The 18,409-nt window shown below is 64.4% G+C and carries 21 protein-coding genes; 7 read left to right on the forward strand and 14 right to left on the reverse strand.

The genetic code is table 11. The annotated features are described in order from the left end of the window. Positions 1–15 precede the first annotated feature (15 nt). The gene (locus BLU29_RS07510) at positions 16–414 is read right to left on the reverse strand and encodes a TonB family protein (RefSeq protein ID WP_157693700.1); all 399 of its coding nucleotides are present in this window, start codon (positions 412–414) and stop codon (positions 16–18) included. A 442-nt stretch (positions 415–856) separates the two neighbouring features. Here BLU29_RS07510 and BLU29_RS07515 point away from each other — a divergent pair, with 442 nt between their 5' ends. The 4 genes from BLU29_RS07515 (at position 857) to BLU29_RS07530 (ending at position 4,645) form a co-directional block, all read left to right on the forward strand. After that, positions 857–1,720 carry a hypothetical protein gene (locus tag BLU29_RS07515; RefSeq protein ID WP_091056379.1) on the forward strand — a complete coding sequence of 288 codons (864 nt, stop codon included), beginning with the start codon at positions 857–859 and terminating at the stop codon, positions 1,718–1,720. Positions 1,721–1,726: 6 nt separating this feature from the next. Then, positions 1,727–2,392: a site-2 protease family protein gene (locus BLU29_RS07520; protein ID WP_091056380.1), complete on the forward strand. Its 666-nt coding sequence runs from the start codon at positions 1,727–1,729 to the stop codon at positions 2,390–2,392. Beyond that, a complete protein-coding gene (gene prmB / locus BLU29_RS07525; RefSeq protein WP_091056382.1) occupies positions 2,389–3,342 on the forward strand; it encodes a 50S ribosomal protein L3 N(5)-glutamine methyltransferase in 954 nt (317 codons plus the stop codon). Before BLU29_RS07520 ends, prmB begins: the two co-directional genes overlap by 4 nt. A gap of 100 nt (positions 3,343–3,442) precedes the next feature. Continuing rightward, positions 3,443–4,645 carry a urate hydroxylase PuuD gene (locus tag BLU29_RS07530; RefSeq protein ID WP_091056384.1) on the forward strand — a complete coding sequence of 401 codons (1,203 nt, stop codon included), beginning with the start codon at positions 3,443–3,445 and terminating at the stop codon, positions 4,643–4,645. A gap of 130 nt (positions 4,646–4,775) precedes the next feature. On the opposite strand, the gene yidC is transcribed toward BLU29_RS07530, so the two are convergent. From yidC to rpmH, 4 genes are read right to left on the reverse strand one after another with little or no spacing between them, the layout of a single operon-like run. After that, a complete protein-coding gene (gene yidC / locus BLU29_RS07535) occupies positions 4,776–6,590 on the reverse strand; it encodes a membrane protein insertase YidC (RefSeq protein WP_091056386.1) in 1,815 nt (604 codons plus the stop codon). A 12-nt stretch (positions 6,591–6,602) separates the two neighbouring features. After that, positions 6,603–6,899 (reverse strand): membrane protein insertion efficiency factor YidD, encoded by a 297-nt coding sequence (gene yidD, locus BLU29_RS07540; protein ID WP_091056387.1) that lies wholly within the window; start codon positions 6,897–6,899, stop codon positions 6,603–6,605. Beyond that, positions 6,899–7,258: a ribonuclease P protein component gene (gene rnpA, locus BLU29_RS07545; protein WP_091056389.1), complete on the reverse strand. Its 360-nt coding sequence runs from the start codon at positions 7,256–7,258 to the stop codon at positions 6,899–6,901. The genes yidD and rnpA overlap by 1 nt, the downstream gene beginning before the upstream one ends. Positions 7,259–7,260: 2 nt before the next feature. Next, complete coding sequence (rpmH, locus tag BLU29_RS07550) at positions 7,261–7,398, reverse strand: 50S ribosomal protein L34 (RefSeq protein ID WP_091056391.1); 138 nt, start codon at positions 7,396–7,398, stop codon at positions 7,261–7,263. Between the two features lie 410 nt (positions 7,399–7,808). Between rpmH and BLU29_RS07555 the strand changes: the two genes are divergently transcribed. Continuing rightward, the gene (locus tag BLU29_RS07555) at positions 7,809–8,528 is read left to right on the forward strand and encodes a hypothetical protein (RefSeq protein WP_231962330.1); all 720 of its coding nucleotides are present in this window, start codon (positions 7,809–7,811) and stop codon (positions 8,526–8,528) included. A gap of 137 nt (positions 8,529–8,665) precedes the next feature. Here the strand turns inward: BLU29_RS07555 and BLU29_RS07560 are convergent, their stop codons facing one another. Continuing rightward, positions 8,666–9,187 (reverse strand): peroxiredoxin, encoded by a 522-nt coding sequence (locus BLU29_RS07560; protein WP_091056394.1) that lies wholly within the window; start codon positions 9,185–9,187, stop codon positions 8,666–8,668. A 326-nt stretch (positions 9,188–9,513) separates the two neighbouring features. Here BLU29_RS07560 and BLU29_RS07565 point away from each other — a divergent pair, with 326 nt between their 5' ends. Then, entirely contained in the window at positions 9,514–10,173 is a 660-nt protein-coding gene (locus tag BLU29_RS07565) for a hypothetical protein (RefSeq protein WP_091056395.1), read from the forward strand. Positions 10,174–10,478: 305 nt separating this feature from the next. Here the strand turns inward: BLU29_RS07565 and BLU29_RS07570 are convergent, their stop codons facing one another. The 6 genes from BLU29_RS07570 to BLU29_RS07595 all read right to left on the reverse strand — a co-directional run bounded on the left by BLU29_RS07570 (position 10,479) and on the right by BLU29_RS07595 (position 16,302). Beyond that, positions 10,479–11,753, reverse strand: coding sequence for a hypothetical protein (locus BLU29_RS07570; protein WP_091056397.1), 1,275 nt, complete (start codon positions 11,751–11,753; stop codon positions 10,479–10,481). Positions 11,754–11,804: 51 nt separating this feature from the next. Next, entirely contained in the window at positions 11,805–12,182 is a 378-nt protein-coding gene (locus tag BLU29_RS07575) for a GxxExxY protein (protein ID WP_091056398.1), read from the reverse strand. Positions 12,183–12,229: 47 nt separating this feature from the next. After that, positions 12,230–13,252 carry an aminopeptidase gene (locus BLU29_RS07580; RefSeq protein WP_091056400.1) on the reverse strand — a complete coding sequence of 341 codons (1,023 nt, stop codon included), beginning with the start codon at positions 13,250–13,252 and terminating at the stop codon, positions 12,230–12,232. Between the two features lie 61 nt (positions 13,253–13,313). Next, positions 13,314–14,435: a carboxylate-amine ligase gene (locus tag BLU29_RS07585; RefSeq protein ID WP_091056402.1), complete on the reverse strand. Its 1,122-nt coding sequence runs from the start codon at positions 14,433–14,435 to the stop codon at positions 13,314–13,316. Between the two features lie 158 nt (positions 14,436–14,593). Next, entirely contained in the window at positions 14,594–15,568 is a 975-nt protein-coding gene (locus BLU29_RS07590; protein ID WP_091056403.1) for a hypothetical protein, read from the reverse strand. Positions 15,569–15,579: 11 nt separating this feature from the next. Beyond that, positions 15,580–16,302, reverse strand: coding sequence for an alpha/beta hydrolase-fold protein (locus BLU29_RS07595; protein WP_091056405.1), 723 nt, complete (start codon positions 16,300–16,302; stop codon positions 15,580–15,582). A 237-nt stretch (positions 16,303–16,539) separates the two neighbouring features. Here BLU29_RS07595 and BLU29_RS07600 point away from each other — a divergent pair, with 237 nt between their 5' ends. Further along, a complete protein-coding gene (locus tag BLU29_RS07600; protein ID WP_091056407.1) occupies positions 16,540–17,346 on the forward strand; it encodes an alpha/beta hydrolase-fold protein in 807 nt (268 codons plus the stop codon). 49 nt (positions 17,347–17,395) lie between these two features. Here BLU29_RS07600 and BLU29_RS07605 read toward each other — a convergent pair whose 3' ends face one another. Both BLU29_RS07605 and BLU29_RS07610 read right to left on the reverse strand, forming a co-directional pair. After that, positions 17,396–17,863, reverse strand: coding sequence for a transposase (locus BLU29_RS07605; RefSeq protein WP_091056408.1), 468 nt, complete (start codon positions 17,861–17,863; stop codon positions 17,396–17,398). Between the two features lie 98 nt (positions 17,864–17,961). Next, the gene (locus BLU29_RS07610; protein WP_091056410.1) at positions 17,962–18,375 is read right to left on the reverse strand and encodes an Rrf2 family transcriptional regulator; all 414 of its coding nucleotides are present in this window, start codon (positions 18,373–18,375) and stop codon (positions 17,962–17,964) included. Between the last annotated feature and the right edge of the window lie 34 nt (positions 18,376–18,409).

Raw genomic sequence — 18,409 nt, forward strand, 5'->3', positions numbered from 1 at the left:
GGTTGTTTTCTTTGTTTATTCCTTCATCGCGACGACGGCGGCATTGTCGAGGCTGTCGACAATGTTCACCGGCAACACGACTTTCCTGGCCACCGGCAGACCGTCCACCAGCGCAGGGGAGAATTTCCACTGCGCGACGGCGGCCGTGACGGCGGCGACCAGTTCGGCGTCGGCTTTGGGCGAGGCCGAGCTGATGAGCATCGGCTTGCCCGTCGCATCCACGACGAACTCGAGCGTTACCTGCTGCCCGGCAAACCGGGATTCCACCTCGGGCGTGACGACCGAGATGGGCACCGGGATATCCGTGCGGCCACGGTAGGACTCGACATAGGCCTTCTCGGGCGTTTTCGCCAGCAGGGCGAGGGGCGCCACGAGCAGACCGAGGCTGAGGGCTAGTTTGGACTTTGTGTTCATTTTCATATCTCCGCGGTAAGGCGGAGGTTTTTTTCTGTTCAGGACAGGACGCGACCACCGGCCGGAATGACCGCAGATCGGCGTCCCGTTTCACCATCGCCGGGTTAAAAGGCCCGGCGGCGGCGAAAGTCTGCTTTGGGGCAAGCCGGGCGCGCAAAAGCGGCGCATCCCGGCAACCCGACAGAGAAATCCTACACACTGTCCCGGTTGAGCTCCCGCGGCCTCGCGCCGGGAATCCAACCGAAAGTCAAAGAACTCGTTGGGGAGGGTCCTTTGAAAGCAATAGTCTTACGACTGGACAGAGAGTAGCACGGCTGGTGCCATCGCGCACGTTGCAATCAGGTTACAACAGGGGATGGCAGGGTTATGAATGCTGCTGAAGCGCAGCATAAGATATGGCGTAAAGCCTTGAACGATCGGGCGGAGTCCGTGTCGTAGGCGGATGCGAAATTTTTGGAAAATCACGGGCGTGCTGGCCGGTTTGATCGCCGCAACCGCGGGGAGGGCGACCGAGGCGCCGCCGCGGACCGAGACCATGGCGGAGAAAACCCTGAAGGAGATCGTCGCGCGCCAGCGCGACATCCTGGCCAAGGCCGACAAGGAGGGCGACCAGGTTGATGTCGCCCGGCTGCGCGGCGAGTTGCAGGCCATCATCAACAGTTACGACGTGCTCATCCAGAAAAACCCGGAATTCACCCCGGCCTACGTCACCTACGGCATGCTCCTTGGCCAGGTCGGCATGACGCGCGAGGCGGTCGGCATTCTGCTGAAGGCGAACAAGCTCGAGCCCAACCTCCCGCTCGTGAAAAACGAGATCGGCCGGCACCTCGCCGAGGACGGCAAGCTGGTCGAGGCGCTCCCGTGGATCATGGCGGCGATCGATCTCGAGCCCAAGGAACCGCTCTACCACTACCACCTCGGCAAGCTGCTCACCGAGGGGCGCGACGAGTTCATCCAGACCGGGCAGTTCACGCGGCCGGCGCTCGACAAGGCGATGCTGGAGGCCTTCCTCCGCGCCGCGGAGCTGGCACCGGCCAACTTCGGTTACGCCTACCGGAGCGCCGAGGCCTACTATGACCTCGAGACCCCGAAGTGGGACGAGGCGCTCGCCTTGTGGCGGAAGCTCGATGCCGGCGTCGAGACGCCGCTCGAACACCAGACGCTCCGGCTGCAACAGGCCAACGTGCTGCTCAAGCAGGGCAAGCCCGCCGAGGCGCGCGCCTTGGTCGACACCGTGACGGAGATCAAGCTCGCGAAGCAAAAGCAGACTTTGCTCGACCAGCTCGCCAAAGCGGGCGAGAAATGACCGACCATGGATCCCCTCGTCCTGCGTAATGGGCTGATTTACTTCATCATTTTGGCGGCGAGCCTGTGCCTTCGCGCCTTTGCCCAGGCCTGGACGGCCCACCGCCTGGGGGACCGCACGCCCGCCTTGGAGGGCCGGCTGACGCTCAACCCCATGCCGCATGTGGACCTGCTGGGCACCATCGTGCTGCCGTTGATCTGCATCTTCTACCTGCAGCCGGCGCTCGACCGGGCGAGCCTGCGGTTCTTCCTCGGCTGGGCCGCTCCGGTGCCCATCAACCCGCACAACTTCCGTAACCCGCGCACAGGCGTGCTGCTGACGCAATTCGCCGGCACCGCCTTCAGCATTCTCCTTTCCCTTGTCGCCGCGGTGATCGCCGGGATTTGCCTGCGGCTGCACAATCAGGGTCCGGTCGAGATTTTCGGGGTCATCATCATCATCAATTGCTCGCTGATGGTCTTCGACTGCCTGCCGCTGCCACCACTGCCCGGCGGGGTCCTGCTCCGCCACCTGGGGTTCATGTCGGAGGAGACCTTCGTCCATATCGCCCGCTGGAGCGGCCTGGTGATGCTGATCCTGATCAACATCCGGCCCGTGGCGAACATGATCAGCCTGCTGGTGGAATTGGCGACGATTCCGTTCTCCATTGTGATGCAGCTGGTGGCCCTATGAGCCGCGCGGCCATCGCGACGCCGGGTGACCGGCCTTCGCCAAGGCTTCGGCCCGGCAAGCGGGCCACACTCGGCGATTGGCTGCGCTGGGGGGAGAAACTTTATGCGAAGCACCGCGTCGCCTTCGGGCAGGTCGCCACGAATGCGCACGACGAGGCGCTCTACCTGCTGCTCCACACCCTCAACCTGCCGCTCGACAGCAAGCCGGCCGTCTTGCGGCGCAAGCTGACGCCCGAGGAGGAGGTGCGCGTGAAGGAGATCTTCCGGCGCCGCACCGAGGACCACGTGCCCGCGGCCTACCTGACGCGCGAGGCGTTCCTGGGCGAACACCGGTTCTATGTCGACGAGCGCGTCATCATCCCGCGCTCGTATTTCCTCGAACTGCTGCCGGAGCAGATCCCGCAGTGGCTCCCGCCGGGCAAGCCGGTGAAGCGCGCCGTGGATGTCTGCACCGGCTCGGGCTGCCTGGCCATCCTGCTCGCGCACCGGTTTGCGGAGGCGAGGGTCGATGCGATCGAGCTCTCGCCCGACGCGCTGGCCGTGGCGAAGTTCAACGTCGCCAGGCACCACCTCGCACCGCGGGTGAAGCTGTTCCACTCGGACGTGTTCGACGCCGTGCCGGCCGTGAAATACGACCTGATCCTCAGCAACCCGCCCTATGTGCCGACCCGCGAGCTGCGCGGTCTGTCCGCCGAGTTCAAGCAGGAGCCGGCCATGGCGCTCGATGGCGGCAAGGACGGACTCGACATCATCCGCAAGCTCCTGCGTCAGGCCCGCGAGCGCCTGCAGCCCCACGGCGTGGTCGTGCTCGAGGTCGGCGGCCTGCGCGCGGCGATGGACCGGGCCTTTCCCGAACTCGACCTGCACTGGCTGCACACGGAGGACGGCGAGGACTGCGTCTGCCTCATGCAGGCGACCAGGCTCGCCCGCTGGGGGCACCGTAATTTGTAACGTATTATATTACAAATTTCCGGCGTGGGTTTGCGGGCGGTGGCGCGGGTAATCCGCGTTGCCTCTGGCGGGCGCGCTGCTTGCATGGCGCGCAAAACTTATGGACGCACACTATCTGGAATTCCTGAGCATGCTGGTGCGCTGGCTGCACATCATCGCCGGCGTGGCGTGGATCGGATCGTCGTTCTATTTCATCTGGCTCGACAACAGCCTCGATGCGCCGGCGCCGGGTTCCGACGCGGCGAAGAAGGGCGTGGGCGGCGAGCTCTGGGCCGTGCACGGCGGCGGGTTCTATAACCCGCAGAAATATCTCGTCGCGCCCGCGGCGCTGCCGGAGAAGCTGCACTGGTTCAAGTGGGAGGCCTACACGACCTGGCTTTCGGGCACGGCGCTGCTGGTGCTGGTCTACTGGCTGAAGGCCGGGACCATGATGATCGACGGCAACATCATGGCGCTCACGCCGCTCCAGGCCGTGGGCATCGGCGCCGCCAGCATGATCGGTTCGTGGATCGTCTACGACCTGCTGTGCAAGTCCCCGCTCGGCAAGCGCGACGGCGTGCTCGGCGTGGTGGTTTTCGCCTTCATCGGCGTCCTGGCCTGGGCCCTGTCGCACGCGTTCGGGGGGCGCGCGATGTTCATCCATGTCGGCACCGCCATCGGCACGATCATGGCGGCCAATGTTGCGATGGTCATCATCCCCGGCCAGCGGCGGATGGTGGCGGCGATGCGCGCGGGGCAGTCGCCGAATCCCGTGGACGGCCAGCGCGCCAAGCAGCGCAGCGTGCACAACAACTACTTCACGCTGCCGGTGCTGTTCATCATGATCAGCAACCATTACAGCTCCACCTATTCGCACCCGCAGAACTGGGCGGTGCTGATGCTGATGGCGGCGGCGGGCGTGGTCATCCGGCATTTCTTCAACCGCAAGCACAAGGGCGTCCACGCGTGGCAATATCCCGCGCTCGGCGCCGTGCTGCTCGGCATGGTCGCGTGGTGGACGGCGCCGCGCATCGTGCCGCTGCCGCCGGTCGAGGGGGAGGTGACGTTCAACCGTGTGCGCGCCATCGTGGGCCAGCGCTGCATCATGTGCCATTCGCCGCAGCCGACCTATCCGGGCTACACCCAGCCGCAGGCGGGCGTGCTGCTGCACACGCCGGCGGACCTCGTGCAAAACGCCCCGCGGCTCTACCAGCAGGTCATTGTCACGCGCATCATGCCGCTGGGCAACGTCACGAACATCACGGAGCAGGAGCGCGCGGTGCTCGCGGCCTGGGTCAAGGCCGGCGCGAAGATGGAGCCCTGAGCGCCCCGCATTGAGATGTAGGATCGTCGCTTGCGACGACCTGGGAACGCACCGCGATTGGGGCGCAAGGTCGGCGCGAGCGCCGACCCTACAAGAGAAGAAGGGCGGTTGAGGGCAACCGCCATTACCGTCACTTCTTTTTCTTCGGCGTGACGTTCTTGACGGTGCCAGGAGTGGCGCCGGCATTGATCGGCAGCTGGGGCTCGGGCATCCGGTTGATGACCATCTGCTGGCCGATGGTAAACAGGCCGTTGATGGTCGAGTAGAGCGCGAGGCCGGACGCGAAGTTGTAGCAGAAGAGCATAAACATCCACGGCATGACCTTGAACATGGTCTGCTGTGCGGGATCCGTGGTCGGTGTGGGCGTGAGCCGCATCTGGAAGATCATCGTGGCGCCCATGAAGAGCGGCATGATATTGATGTTGAGGTGGGTCAGGCCGAGGATCGGCAGGGTGACGGCGCCGAAGGAGTAGATGGTGTCCGGGGCCGAGAGGTCGTGCACCCAGAGGAAAGAGGCGAAGCGCAGCTCGGACACGCTCTGCAGCATGGTGAACATCGCCATGAAGAACGGGATCGTGATCAGGATCGGGATGCAGCCGCCCACCGGGTTGACCTGGTTCTCCTTGAAGAGGCGCAGCGTCTCCGTCTGCATCTTCTGGGGGTTGTCCTTGTATTTCTCGCGCATGGCGGCCATGTGCGGCTGGAGTTTCGCCATGCGCTTGGCGGAGCGGGAGGCGGCCAGGGTCAGCGGCAGGAAGACGATCTTGAGCAGCAGGGTGGTGAGGACGATGGCCAAGCCCCAGCTCGGCACCACCGAGTGCACCCAGGTCATGATCGTCAGCAGCAGCGGGGCGAAGAAGGACGAGAAGAACAGTTTTCCCGGGTAGGTGTTGAACTGCATCACCTCGTTCTCGTGGTGCTTGAAGACGTCGGTGTTCGCCAGGCGCTTGTATTCCTTGGGGCCGGCAAAGTAGCTGGCGCCGAAGGTGGTGCTGGCCCCGGCCGCGAGCGGCTTCAGGTCGAACTGGGCGTAGGCGGTGACGCCGTAGGCGCCGCGGTTCTCGGCCGGCTGCATGGGGTCCACCTTCACGCGCTCGACGCGCACGCCGACGCCCGGCTGGTCGGGCGTGAGGATCATGGCGAAGAACTGGTTCTTCACCGAGGCCCACTGAATGGCGGCGGGCTGATCGAGGAAAGCCGGCGGCGGGCCGGAACTCATGAAGCCCGCGCTGGCGAGCTGGTCGCGGCGGACAAACTCGGTGCTGTCGCCGTTATAGTAGCCGACGTTGAGGTAGATGCCGGTGTCGGTGTCGCTGAGCGGGGCGGCGGTGCCGAGGTTGAAGACCGCGCGGGGCAGCGCCAGCGGCGCATTGGACAGGTTGCGGAAGGTGGTCTCGTGGCGGAGCTGGTAGTCGTCGAGGCCGGGTGCCTTCGCCAGCGAGTAGCGGCGCGTGACCTCGAGGTTGTGGGCGACGGCGCGGTAGACGACCTCGGTGGCGGTCTGGGACACGAGCGTGTAGGCGACGTTGCGGTCGGCACCGGGGAAGTCGGCGAGGCTCAACGCCGGGGCCGCCTGCTTGGCGTTGAGGGTATAGCGCTCCGCGGATTCCTTGTGCGCGGTGTCGAGGTGCGCGGCCTTCTTGAGCAGGGCGATCGAGTCGATGGCGCCGCCCTGGTTGGTGAACTTCACCGCGATGAACTCGTTGGCGAGCGTGACAAACTCGGCGGGCGCCGCGACCGTGGTGGTCGGCGCGCTGAGCGTGGCGTCACTCGGGGAGCTGGCGGGACCCGCCGCGGGCGCCTGGTTCGTCGCCAGCGGGCTGCCGCTGGTGGCGGTGGAGGTGGGTTGAACGGGCTGCTGGGGCGCATAACGGGCGCTGAAGTAGAAGCTCGCCAGGGCGGCGATGAGGAGCAGCGCTCCGATGACTGTGTTCTTTTTATCCATGAAAGGTGGGAATTAAGCGGCGGAAATTTTGGTGCAGACGGGCCGGGTGCGCGGTGGGACCGGATCCTCGCCGCCCGGGTGCCACGGGCCGCACTTGGCGAGCCGGCGCAGCGTGAGGCCGGTGCCGACGATGAAGCCGTGCCCGGCCAGCGCCCCGCGGGCATAATGCGAGCAGGTCGGTGCGAAGCGGCAGCCGCCGGTCGGGTCCAGCACGACCAGCGCGGGCGAGACCGTCTTCTGGTAAACCCAGACCAGCCCGCTCGCGGCGCGGGCGGGAAGATCGACGAGGGTCGGGCGGGAAACGGGCATCAGGCGGTTTTTGGAGCCAGCTTGAGGCAGGCGGCGGTGAATCTTTGTTCGACCTCGGCGAAGGGCAGCCGGAGGAGGGCGGCGCGGGCAGTGAGGACGAGGTCGAGGCCGGACGGCACGAGGGCCTGGTGTTTGCGGTAGATGGCGCGGAGGCGGCGCTTGGCGCGGTTGCGGTGGACGGCGTTGCCCACGGAAGCCCGGGAGGCGACAACCCCGACCCGCGGGAGGGCGGTGGGCTCCGCGCCCGGGCGCGGAGCCCAGGTGAGGAGAAAGGCCCCGCAATCGAGGCGGCGGCCCCGTTCGCGAACGGAACCGAAGTCGGCGTTGCGCCGCAGGCGTTGCCCGGCGCGGAGGTGCATCCTCAGACGACCGTCAGACGCTTGCGACCCTTGCGGCGGCGGGCGGCGAGGACCTTGCGGCCACCGCGGGTGGCCTTGCGGGCGCGAAAACCGATCTTGCGGGCGCGTTTCTTGCGATGCGGGCGGAATGTAGGCTTCATAGGTTTATGGCAAAAAGAGGATCAGATTCGCGTGGGGGGGCGGGGGGTGTCAAGCGAGAGGTTTTGCCCTGAAACCAGCCCGGCGCAAGCTCCGGGCCGTTACTTTCTCGCCTCGGCTTTCGAGTGTGAACACCTTGCGGACAAATAGTTTTTGCGTTCGGGCGCGGCCGCCGCGACCTTGGGCGCGTGCCCGACTCATGCAGCAAACGGACCCCTTCACCGGACGAGCCACCTTCCTCGCAGGCCCCCACCTCCCCAGCCCGGAAGGATGGACCGCTGTTCTGGACGGTCACCGGCAACGACTTCGGGCGCTCGATCAGCTGGGCGAAAAAGCAGCCCAATGCGCTATCGCAACAGATAAAGACCGCACTCTCGTCCTCGCCGAAGAAGACGAAGTAGGCCTGTTGGAGATGACCGGCGGCGAATGGGCCGCCCTGGGTCAGGCCATCCGCGCCTTCCGGGCGACGCTTCCACTGGTGAGGCTGGAGGATTTCGGCTTCAGCGCGGAGGTGGACGACCCGTTCGAGGCCAACACGACCCAGCTGCGTCGCATCGGCGGCGGCGTGGAGGCGCTCGCCTTCGTCGACGGGCAGCAATCGGTCTACAAGTTTTTCCTGTTCCGCGAGGGTGGCGATGTCGGCGCGACGTTTGCCTTTGCGCGTGGCGAGGGCGACCTGCTGCAGGCGACCGCCGTGCCGGGCAGCTACCGCATGCTGTTCGAGAAACTGCGGCTCATCCACGAATTCGGCATCCCGACCGAGCTGGTCGGCCTCACCCCGGAGGGCATCCCGGTGGCGAAACAGACCCTGGGCCGGATGCTGCCCGAGAAGACCGATGTCTCCGACCTCGATCCGGAGCGGCTGATCCCGATCCCCTCGCGGTTTTTGCGGACCGACCGCGACCACCCGCGACTGGCCTTCCTCGACGGCGTGCCCTGGCTGGTGGCCGACACGCACGACCGCAACGTCGTCATCGACGGGACGGGCGCGTGGCGCATCATCGACCTCGTGGCGGCGCCGCTGCCGCCGGAATGGCTCGGGCAGATGCGGCTGTTCGCCGAATGGATCGAGCGCGCCCGGCGCGACCCGCGGGCCGAGGTGCTGGCGCCCGTCGACGACGCGGACCTCTAAATTGTAGGGTCGCCGCTTGCCGGCGGACCGCGGCGTGCGGCAAACCCGGTCCGGCGACAAGCGCCGACCCTACAAATAAAAAGGCGGGGTCAAAGCCCCCGCCCGGTAGATGGACAATGGACAACGCGAAAGTCGGCTTACTTGGCCAGCTCGGCGAGGATGGCCTCGGCCTGCTTGTCGGTCGTGCCCTTGTAGTCGGTGTAGACGATCTTGCCGTCCTTGATCAGATAAGCCGAGCGCGAGGCAAACTCGCCCATCAGCGGGACGTTCTTGGTCGGCACACCGAAGGCGTTGATGACGGTCTTGTCCGTGTCGGCGATCAGGGTGAAGGGCAGGTGATACTTCTCCTTGAAGGCCTTCTGCGCGGCGACATCGTCATGGCTCACGCCGATGACGGCCACGCCCTTCTTGGTCAGCGCCTCGTAGCCGTCGCGCAGCGAGCAGCCCTGCTTGGTGCAGCCCGGGGTGTCGGCCTTCGGGTAGAAATACACGAGGGTGTAGGGCTGCTTTTTGTATACGTCGGCCAAGGCGAGCTTTTCGCCCGAATCGGTGATGCCGGTGACGGCGGGAGCGGGGTCGCCGACCTTGAGCGGTTCGGCGGCGGCCCGGGTGAAGAGGAACATGGCGGGGAGGAGCAGGAGGAGACGGGGAACTTTCATGGGAAGACGACGCTACCCAGGACGCACCCTTTGGCAAGCAACGGAAACCCCGGTAGTGTATCAGTTTGGTTTCTTCACTGTTGTAGGTCGGGGTTTATCCCCGACAGGTCGCGGGGAATGTCGGGCATAAAGCTCGCCTACATCAAACTGACCCACGACCAAACCTGCCGGAAAACGCGCGGGCGACAATACGACCATGGGCCGGTTCCGGAAAAAAATGTTTAAGCCCGCGAAGTTTTTGCGGCGCGGAACCCGGTCGGCTCCGCCGTGTTCTGTGGAGACGTCGCCGCGAACTTTGTGCGCGGTGGTCCAACAAACCAAAACCTATGAAACAGAATACTACGCTGAAATATCTTCTCCTCTCCGCCGCGGCGGCCCTCGCCCTCGCGGTGTCGGCCCGGGCGGGCGGCCTGCCCGAGGCCATGCCGGAAGCCACCACGCCGGTTCACCAGGGCCTGCTGGGTCAGCAATACGCCAATCTGACCTATAGCTACATCAACCTCGATCACAGCCCGGTCAACGCGGACAACTTCGAGTTCGCCTTCAGCCAGCCGTTGAACACCGGCCTCGATGCCCTGTTCGCCTATGACTGGACGCAGACCGGCCTGTTCGCAGGCAGCCGCCTGAACACCCAGAGTGTCACGGCCGGCCTGCGCGCCTTCAGCAACGCCTACACCTGGGGCAAGCCCTACGTCGAGGCCGGCGCCGGCTACGCGTGGCAGCGCGGCACGCCCGCGGGCCGGGACAATTCCGTGCTCTGGCGGGCCGCCATCGGGGCGGAGTTCCAGCTGGCGCCCGCGTGCACCGTGACGCCCTACATCCAGTATACCGACACGCCGACCCTCGCAGGCAACGACAATGGCACGTGGAACTTCGGGGCGAAAGCCAACTACTGGATCGACAGCCAGTGGGCGGTCACCGCGGGTCTCGCCCGGGACGACCACCAGAACAACACGTTCACGGTGGGAACAAACTTCCGGTTCTAAGGCTCCAACCAACTTCTGTCGCAAGGCAGAGTGTGTGCATATGAGCCGCGGTGCAGGGGTGCACCGCGGCTCTTTCGCGTCTGGCGATGGAGAGCCCGCGTCCCTGCGGGCCGTTGCGCGAATGGCAACCAGATCGCGGCCCGCAGGGACGCGGACCCTCCACCAAGACCCGGGAAGTTTGGCCACAAAAAGGCACAAAAGAGCCCAAGCCTCCGGTCATGTGTGCGGAGCGCCTATAGGCGCCCGTTGATGTTTTCGCCGGCCGGACAGATTATTTTTGTGCCTTTTTGTGGCAAAAAATCCGATCACAGTGGCGCGTGGAAACCCGCGCTCGCGCCGACCCAGGTGCGGCCCTGGTTGAAATCCACGCCGTGCATCGCGCCCTTCGTCAGGCGCACGAGCTGGTTGATGAGCTTCGGCATGCCGGTGCCGTCACCGGCATAGATCAGCCGCACCTCGGCCTTGGCTGGGCCGTCGGGGGTTTCCATGATGGGGGCGTAGGTCACCTTGCGCTGCAGGAGCCACTCGGCGGGTTTTTCCACGGCAGCGATCTTTTCGCGCGTCGGCGCGATGTCCACGCCGAGCCCGGCGAAGGAATAGAGCGGCTTGAGGACGTAGTTCTCCAGGTCGGCCGGGATATCGCCGCCGAGCTGGCTAACGAAACGGCAGTCGGGCACAAACGGGCTCTTGAGGTAGGGCAGCGTGTGCTTGCTGATGCGGAAATACCAGTTGGGGTGGCCGGCCCATTGCACGTCGAGGTCGTCGAAGAAGCTGAACTTCATCGGCGGGTTCTTACGCAGCAGCTCGTCGAAGATCACGCGGTTGAAAATCCGCTCGATCCGCACCTCGCGGCCGCCGGAGCCGTAGAACAATTGCCTGCCGCGCTTGAGAACCTTGGTGACGCACAGCGGCTTGATGCCGAGGAAGGCGTGGGTGCAGGCGAAATCCACGCGGGTCTTCTGCTGATCGGGGGTGATCTCCAGCAGCACCGTGTTCTCCGGCAGGCAGTCGCCGGTCATCGCGTGGCGGAGGTCGTTGAGATAAGCTTCTTCCTGTTCTTCAAAGGTGGAACCTGACCTCCGGGCAGGTTGGTTTGGGTTCGTGGATCCTGAAAGCCCGTCCGGAGGCCGGGCTCCACCCGCAGAAAAGTAAGGGGTAAATTCCGCTGGGATCTCCGGGAAATGTTTTTTATAGGCGCCGGTCAGCAGCGCCTGCCAGCACGCGACGGTGGGAAAGCCCTGCAGCTCGATCAACTGCGGCAGCACCTGGCCGGAGGCGTCGTGGCACAGCGCGAAATCCACGGCGAGGAAGTGCGGCCACTCGGTTTCCTTCGGCACCGTCAGCCCTTGCGGAATGGCCGTCTTCGCGTGGACACGGAACGCCGGCTTGGCCAGCTGGCCGATGATATCATCCGAGGCGCGAACGAGCGCGCGGGTCGTGGCCTCGTCGAAAAACAGCGGCGACTCCGCCACGCGGAAATCCACCGGCCAGTAAACCGCCTTGTTCAGCTCCGTCAGGAACGCCGCGTAGCGCGCTTCGGTGAACGCGGCATTGTAGCGCTGGCGGAGGGCGGGGATCATAAGGCGATCGGGAGTTTTATTTGACCACGGATCAAACGGATGGAAGCGGATCTAGCGGATGATCCGTTTCCAGCGCAGATCTGCGAACTTGAAATTCAGCAGCAGGGCCAGGCGAAGCTGGGTGATGGTCAGATAACCCTGCATTTGGGCGAAGTGCGTTTCATTGAAGGCTTCGACGACTTTGGGATCTGCTATCACAAGGTCGTCGATGACCATATCGGGAACAAGGATATCGACCAGTTCGTCTTCATAGCGCACTTCAAACCGCTTCTGTTGATCGACCCGGTGGCCGCGCCTGCGCAATTCGATCACCAAGGCATTTTCGTAAGCCTTTTCATCCAGACCTGGTTTGAGGGTGTTCAGCACCTTCATCGCGGCACCGATGATGGCTTCACTGATTTCCGGATGAATCAGTTTATCCGTATTCATCCGTGCAATCTGTGGCTAAAAAAACGCGTCCACTCGCGACATCACCTTCAAATCAAAAACTTCCCCTTCGCCATGACCTGCTCGTCGTCGAGCCAGATGTCGAAGAAGCGGCCGACGCAGTCGATGTGCGTCGTGCTTTTCCAGGTCTGGCCAGTGTGCTCGCTATAGGGATGTCCGAAGGCGATGTGGATGCCGGGCAGCTTCTCGTCCTGCAAGATGTGGCCGATGATGTGCGTGCAGGCCAGGTTGGTGCCGATGGCGAACTCGCCGACGCGGTTCGAGTTCTCGTCCGTGTGGCAATAGGCGTCGAACTCCGCGAGCAGCTCCTTGTTCTTGCAGGCCAGCTTCGCGATGCGGTTGTCCTTGATGTCGATCGTCAGCGGGGTGGTGCCGATGTCGCCGTATTTCTGGCAGAGGTAGTCGCCGACGACGCCGTCCACGACGAAGCGGCCGTGGGAGTTGAAGGGCGAGGTGAAGATCTCGCCGCCGGGGAGGTTGCCCCACTTGGCGGGGGAGATGAGGCCGGAGGTCTTGACCCAGTTCAGTTTCGGTGAGAGCTCGGCAACGTAGTTGGTGCCCGCCGCGGTCTTGCAGGTGACCCGCTTCGCCCGGCGGCATTTCTCGATGAGCTTCTGGGAAAGCCGGTCGACCTCGAGGAAGTCGGCGCGCATGCCCTCGACCATGATCTGCTTGTTGATGTTCACCATGTGCCCGTGGCGGATGTGGCGCGGGTTGATGACGTCCATCATCTGCATGCGGGTGCGGAGCTCGCCGGTCTGGGTGATGCAGGCGTAAATGGAGACCTGGGATTGCGCGAGGTCGTCGAGGACGGGCTTCGGCATGTCGCGGTGCGGGCGGGCGCCGTATTCCTCGAGCACGAGGACCTGGTAGTCGGCGCCGGTCTTCTCGATCTCGGCCACGAGGGCGGCGGCGATCTCGGCGCTGGCGCGGTCGGTGATGAGCGTCATGCGCTCGTTCGACTGCAGCTTGAGGCAGACGTGGATGGCGTTGTGGGCGCCGGCCAGCAGGGCGGGATCGAAAGTGGCGGGCAGCGAGGTCGTATGAGGCATTTCGAAGGAGCGAGGAGCGGGAATCGAGGAGCGAGAAGCCGGAAATGCAGAGGAAGGGACGTCAGAGATCAAGGCCGTGGTGTGTTTCGGAAATGATATAGTCCACCACGGCTTTGAGGTCTTTGGTGCGGTTGTAAACCTCAACTTGCCGGTCGGCGCCGGTGCCCTTGGCCAGGATTTCCTGCACGTAGTTGACCTCGGTGCGGGAGCCGAGTTCATCCACCACGTCATCAATGAATTCAAGCAGCTCGTTGATCAGGTCGCGGGTGGGGACCTCCTCGGATTTGCCGAAATCGATCATCTTGCCGTTGATGCCGTAGCGGGAGGCCCGCCAGCGGTTTTCGTTGATCAGCCGGGCCCGGTAGGTGCGGAAACCGAGGTTCTTCCGGTGGAGCTTGTAGAGCTTGGCGATGACGGCCTGCATGATGGCGGCGAGGCAGATGGTCTCGTCGACGCGCATCGGGATGTCGCATACGCGGAACTCCAGCGTATGGAAAAGCGGGTGCAGGCGGATGTCCCACCAGATCTTTTTGGCGTTGTCGATGCACCCGGTCTTGATAAGCAGGTTGACGTAGCCATCGAACTCCTCGACGGAATCGAACAGGTCGGGGATGCCCGTGCGCGGGAAGCGCTGGAAAATCTGCAGGCGGTAGGAGGCGAAGCCGGTGTTGCGGCCGACCCAGAACGGAGAGTTGGTGGAGAGCGCGAAGATGTGCGGCAGGAAATAGCGCGCGGTGTTCTGCAGCTGGATGGCGGTCTCGCGGTCCGGCATGCCGACGTGGACGTGGAGGCCGAAGATGAGATTGGCGCGGGCGACCTGCTGAAGGTCGTTCAGCACGCCCTGGTAGCGCTCGCCGGCGGAGATCTTCTGGTCGATCCAGTGCGAGAATGGGTGCGTGCCGGCCGCGGCGATGCGCAAGTTGGCCTTCTTGGCGAGGCCGGCAAGGTCGCGGCGCAGGCCGGTGACGGACCGGCGCGCGGCGGCGATGTCCTCGCAGATGTCGGTGCCGATCTCGACGACGGACTGGTGCAGTTCGGGCCGCACGCGCTCCTTGAGGATGAGCTTCCCGCCCTCGATGATCTCCTCGATATGGGATTTCAGCTCACGCGTGACCGGGTCGACGATCTGGAACTCCTCCTCGATGCCGAGGGTGAATTTGTGCTTTTTCCGCGTGGCGCACATAAATCAGGAGACGGAGGACAGAGGACGGAGGACGGATGGGGGGTTATTCCCGAGGCGTGTCATCCTGAGCGCAGCGAAGGATCCAGTTTCATGCGCAAGTTCATCTGGATTCTTCGCTGCGCTCAGAATGACAGATGCCGGACTTGATGGAACGGGGCTCATTTCTTCTTCGGCAGGGCCGCGGGCGCGCCCGTCTTGACGGCGCCCTGGACGTAGCCGCCCCAAACGGTGTTGTTCTGCGCGGGGTCGTGCGCCTTGGCTTTGCGGACGAGCATCTTCGCGGCGGCCTCGACGACCCAGGCGAAGTTCTCCTCGCCGACGGACTTGCGGTCGGCGTCGGGCGCCGGGTTGCAGAAGTCGATCGCGTAGGGCACGCCGCCGCTCACGCCGAATTCCACGGTGTTGAACTCGTAGCCGAGCGCGTGGTTGAGCGTTAGCACATCGCGCCCGATGCGCGCCAGCAGCTCGGGCGAACCCGGCGGACGGTCGACGACGTAGCGCAGGTGGTGCGGGTTGCGCGGCTCATACTGCATGATGCGGACGTCGGTGCCGCCGATGCAGTAGCAGCGGTAGTAGTCGTCGAAGTGAACCTCGGACTGCAGCAGCATGACGAGCTGGCCGGTCTCGGCGTAGGCCTTGAAGAACTCGTCCTGGTCGCGGACCTTGTAGACATTCTTCCAGCCGCCGCCGGAGTGCGGTTTGAAGTAGGCGGGCCAGCCGATGTATTGGAAGATGCCGTCCCAATCGAGGGGGAAGGCCAGGTTGGCGAACGACTCGGCACTGCAGTCGGCCGGGTGGTCCTTCGAGGGCAGGATGACGGTTTTCGGCACGGCGACACCAAGCTTGGTCGCGAGGCAGTTGTTGAAAAACTTCTCGTCGGCCGACCACCAGAACGGGTTGTTGACGACCGAGGTGCCGTTGAGCACGGCGTTCTTCAGGTAGGCGCGATAAAAGGGGACGTCCTGCGAGATGCGGTCGAGGATGACGGCGTAGGGCGTGGGTTCGCCCTGCCGGACCTGGTTGATGAGGACCTCCTCGGCGGTGATGCCGGGTTCCTTCATGGCGTTGATGCGTTCGATGAGCGCCGCGGGGAAGCTGCGTTCCTTGCCGTGCAGAATGCCGATTTTTTTCATGAGAAAGGAGATCAGGCGTGGATGAGCGACGCGTAGTGCGGGAACATGTCCCGCCAGTAATTCCAATCGTGCCCGCACCACTGGCGGTCGTCGAGGAAATGCGGGATGCCCTTGGCGTTGAGCAGGTGCGAGAGGTGGAGGTTGCGGTCGCGGCAGCCGTCGCGGTCGCCGGTCCCGAGCACGATACCCATGCGGCGGGTCTGCTCCAAGAACCACGGGTCGCTCAGGTTGGGCAGGTAGTCGACAGGGTTGTTGAAGTAGCAGTTGTCGTCGTAGTAGCCGTCGAGGAACGGCCGGATGTCGAAGGATCCGCTCAGGCTGATGCAATAGCCGACCAGGTCCGGGTGGTGCAGGGCAAAGTTCACGGCGTGATAGCCGCCGAAGCTGGCGCCGGCCAGGCAGACGCGGCCGTGACCCGTCTCGCGCATGGCGTGCGGCAGGACGTCGTGCAGGATGACGTTTTCGTAGGCCTGGTGGGTGCGGACGCGGTCGGCCGGGTGGAGGGACTTGTTATACCAGCTCTGCTCGTCGATGCCGTCGGGACAGTAGATCTTGATCTTGCCGGCATCGAGCAGCGGCGCGACCGACCCGACGAGCCCGAAGTCCTTGTTCTGGTAATACCGGCCCAGCGAGGTGGGAAAAAGGATGACGGGGTAACCCGTGTGGCCGAACACCAGCATCTCAAAATCCCGGCTCAGGTGTCGCGTATACCAGCGGACGTGTTGCTCGTTCATGGCGGGATGTAGCCCACGCCGGGAAACCGGCGCACCTCCGCTGTCATGCAATTACCGGGCCGGGTCAATGCCCATCCGGGATGGAACCCGGCCTTCCTCCGTCGCCAAGGCTATGGCGGATAGGCTGGACGGGTTGGTTCGACGCACGCCCTGAATACCCGCCCGGAGGTCGGGTTCCATCTTTGAGAAACCGCTTGGCTTCGCCCGGCCCCGTCGCTGGCATGCTGGCCACCGCCCATGCCGCGCCCGCGCAAAAACGACTCCCCGCTCCGGCTTCATCACCGCTTCCTCTCCCGCGGGCTGCGCAACACCCGCGACATCGTCGTGTGGCTGCCGCCCGGCTACGGCCTGATCCGCGGCCGCCGGCACCCGGTCGTCTATTTCCAGGACGGCCAGAACATCTTTGACCCACTGACAGCCTTCCTGGGCAACGCCTGGCACGCCGGCGACCGCGCGACCGACCTGATCCGCGCCCACCGGATCGTTGCCCCGGTCATGGTCGGCATCTACAACACCGGCTTCAACCGCATGAACGAATACGCGCCGACCCCCGCCGGGTTCGCCGGCTGGGACGGCGAGAAATGCCAGAGCACCGGCGACGCCAAGCGCTACGCGAAGTTCGTCGTGCAGGAGCTGAAGCCGTTCATTGATTCGCACTACCTCACCCGGCCCGGTCCGCGGGACACCGCGCTCGTCGGCTCGTCGATGGGCGGGCTCGTGTCACTCTACTTCGCGCTGTGGCATCCGCGCGTGTTCGGCCACGTGGCGGCGCTGTCGCCGTCGCTGTGGTGGGACAGCCGGGTGGTCTTCCAGGATTTCGCCAAGCTCCGCAAGAAACCCGAGGTGCGCCTCTGGCTCGACATGGGCACCAACGAGCCCGGCTGGGAGGTCATCCGGTTGTTCCGCGACGTCCTCGCCGGCAAGGGCTGGCGGGAGGGCGTCGATCTCGTCTGCCGGGAAGAGCCCGGCGCGGAGCACACGGAGCACGCCTGGGCCGCGCGCATCGGCGACGTGCTGGAGTGGATGCTGCCGCTGCGGCGCTAGTCGCGCTGGGCGACTGTAGGGCGGGATCACCGTATCCCGCCGCGCTCGCTTACATGGTCAACATTTCACATTCACCTGAATATGGCCATTCCTCGGCTGAAGCGGTGAGCCCGGCCCGAACCGGATTCTGTCGGACATATTGCCACTTCTCTTCATAGCTCTTTGGGGAACGCAAAACGTGATCAAAAAATTCAGCCTGCCAGAGCGCGCTTGGAGAAAGCTGGCCGCGATTGAAACGCCAAGTCGTCCACTTCTTCCAGTCGCGCATGAAATCACTAAGCGGTCTTGCCTGTGGTCGCGGAGTGGCGAAGAAATGGACGTGATCCGGCATGATCACATAGCGGCCGATGACCCATTGATAAATCGCGGGTGAGCTGCGCCACGCCTGGGTTAGGATTTTCGCGGCAGGCGGATGGGCCAGAAGCTTCGCACGCTGTGCCGTGCAAACGGTCAGAAAATAAATCGGTGGCTCGATCCAGACATCCTTCAATCGTCGAAGGTGATCGCGTTCCAGCATGCGGTGACTTTACCGATAGATGGCGCCTCCACCATTTGTCAAACGGCCACAAAAAAGGCGGGATACGGTGATCCCGCCCTACACCTAATCGCGCCGGCTCAGATATAATACATCTCGGTCGGGTTCTTCGAGGCCAGCTGGTCGAGCGTGTATTCCTTGGTCTTCTCGACCAGGGTGGCGCGCACGTCGTCCCAGACCTGCTTGAGCCGGCGACCGCTGCGGCCGGCGAAGTTGCCGCTCAGGCCAAGGCACTCGCCTTCGGTGGCCATCATGATGTCGTAAAGCGTGATGTCCTCCGGTGACCGCGCGAGCGTGTAGCCGCCGAGATTACCGCGCCGGCTGGTGATGAGGCCGCCGGTGCGAAGCTTGCCGAGGATCTGCGCGAGGAAATTGGCCGGCACCGCCTCGGTTTTCGCCAGATGGTCGATCTGCGCGAGCTCGCCCGAGCCGTGCAGCCGCGCCAGCTCCGCCATGACGCGGCAGGCATAATCGACTTTGACGGAGATTTTCATGAGACGGAGTCTGGATGTAGGAGCCTGCTTGCAG

It is taken from the genome of Opitutus sp. GAS368, from assembly GCF_900104925.1.
Classification (GTDB): Bacteria; Verrucomicrobiota; Verrucomicrobiia; order Opitutales; family Opitutaceae; genus Lacunisphaera.

Coding starts and splice junctions, on each gene's coding strand:
- BLU29_RS07585 (WP_091056402.1), bottom strand. CDS start 14,435: ATGTGCGCCACGCGGAAAAAGCACAAATTCACCCTCGGCATCGAGGAG.
- BLU29_RS07565 (WP_091056395.1), top strand. CDS start 9,514: ATGAAACAGAATACTACGCTGAAATATCTTCTCCTCTCCGCCGCGGCG.
- BLU29_RS07515 (WP_091056379.1), top strand. CDS start 857: ATGCGAAATTTTTGGAAAATCACGGGCGTGCTGGCCGGTTTGATCGCC.
- BLU29_RS07600 (WP_091056407.1), top strand. CDS start 16,540: ATGCCGCGCCCGCGCAAAAACGACTCCCCGCTCCGGCTTCATCACCGC.
- BLU29_RS07560 (WP_091056394.1), bottom strand. CDS start 9,187: ATGAAAGTTCCCCGTCTCCTCCTGCTCCTCCCCGCCATGTTCCTCTTC.
- BLU29_RS07580 (WP_091056400.1), bottom strand. CDS start 13,252: ATGCCTCATACGACCTCGCTGCCCGCCACTTTCGATCCCGCCCTGCTG.
- BLU29_RS07530 (WP_091056384.1), top strand. CDS start 3,443: ATGGACGCACACTATCTGGAATTCCTGAGCATGCTGGTGCGCTGGCTG.
- rpmH (WP_091056391.1), bottom strand. CDS start 7,398: ATGAAGCCTACATTCCGCCCGCATCGCAAGAAACGCGCCCGCAAGATC.
- BLU29_RS07510 (WP_157693700.1), bottom strand. CDS start 414: ATGAACACAAAGTCCAAACTAGCCCTCAGCCTCGGTCTGCTCGTGGCG.
- BLU29_RS07570 (WP_091056397.1), bottom strand. CDS start 11,753: ATGATCCCCGCCCTCCGCCAGCGCTACAATGCCGCGTTCACCGAAGCG.
- prmB (WP_091056382.1), top strand. CDS start 2,389: ATGAGCCGCGCGGCCATCGCGACGCCGGGTGACCGGCCTTCGCCAAGG.
- BLU29_RS07590 (WP_091056403.1), bottom strand. CDS start 15,568: ATGAAAAAAATCGGCATTCTGCACGGCAAGGAACGCAGCTTCCCCGCG.
- yidC (WP_091056386.1), bottom strand. CDS start 6,590: ATGGATAAAAAGAACACAGTCATCGGAGCGCTGCTCCTCATCGCCGCC.
- BLU29_RS07520 (WP_091056380.1), top strand. CDS start 1,727: ATGGATCCCCTCGTCCTGCGTAATGGGCTGATTTACTTCATCATTTTG.
- rnpA (WP_091056389.1), bottom strand. CDS start 7,258: ATGCACCTCCGCGCCGGGCAACGCCTGCGGCGCAACGCCGACTTCGGT.
- BLU29_RS07595 (WP_091056405.1), bottom strand. CDS start 16,302: ATGAACGAGCAACACGTCCGCTGGTATACGCGACACCTGAGCCGGGAT.
- BLU29_RS07605 (WP_091056408.1), bottom strand. CDS start 17,863: ATGCTGGAACGCGATCACCTTCGACGATTGAAGGATGTCTGGATCGAG.
- BLU29_RS07575 (WP_091056398.1), bottom strand. CDS start 12,182: ATGAATACGGATAAACTGATTCATCCGGAAATCAGTGAAGCCATCATC.
- yidD (WP_091056387.1), bottom strand. CDS start 6,899: ATGCCCGTTTCCCGCCCGACCCTCGTCGATCTTCCCGCCCGCGCCGCG.
- BLU29_RS07610 (WP_091056410.1), bottom strand. CDS start 18,375: ATGAAAATCTCCGTCAAAGTCGATTATGCCTGCCGCGTCATGGCGGAG.
- BLU29_RS07555 (WP_231962330.1), top strand. CDS start 7,809: ATGACCGGCGGCGAATGGGCCGCCCTGGGTCAGGCCATCCGCGCCTTC.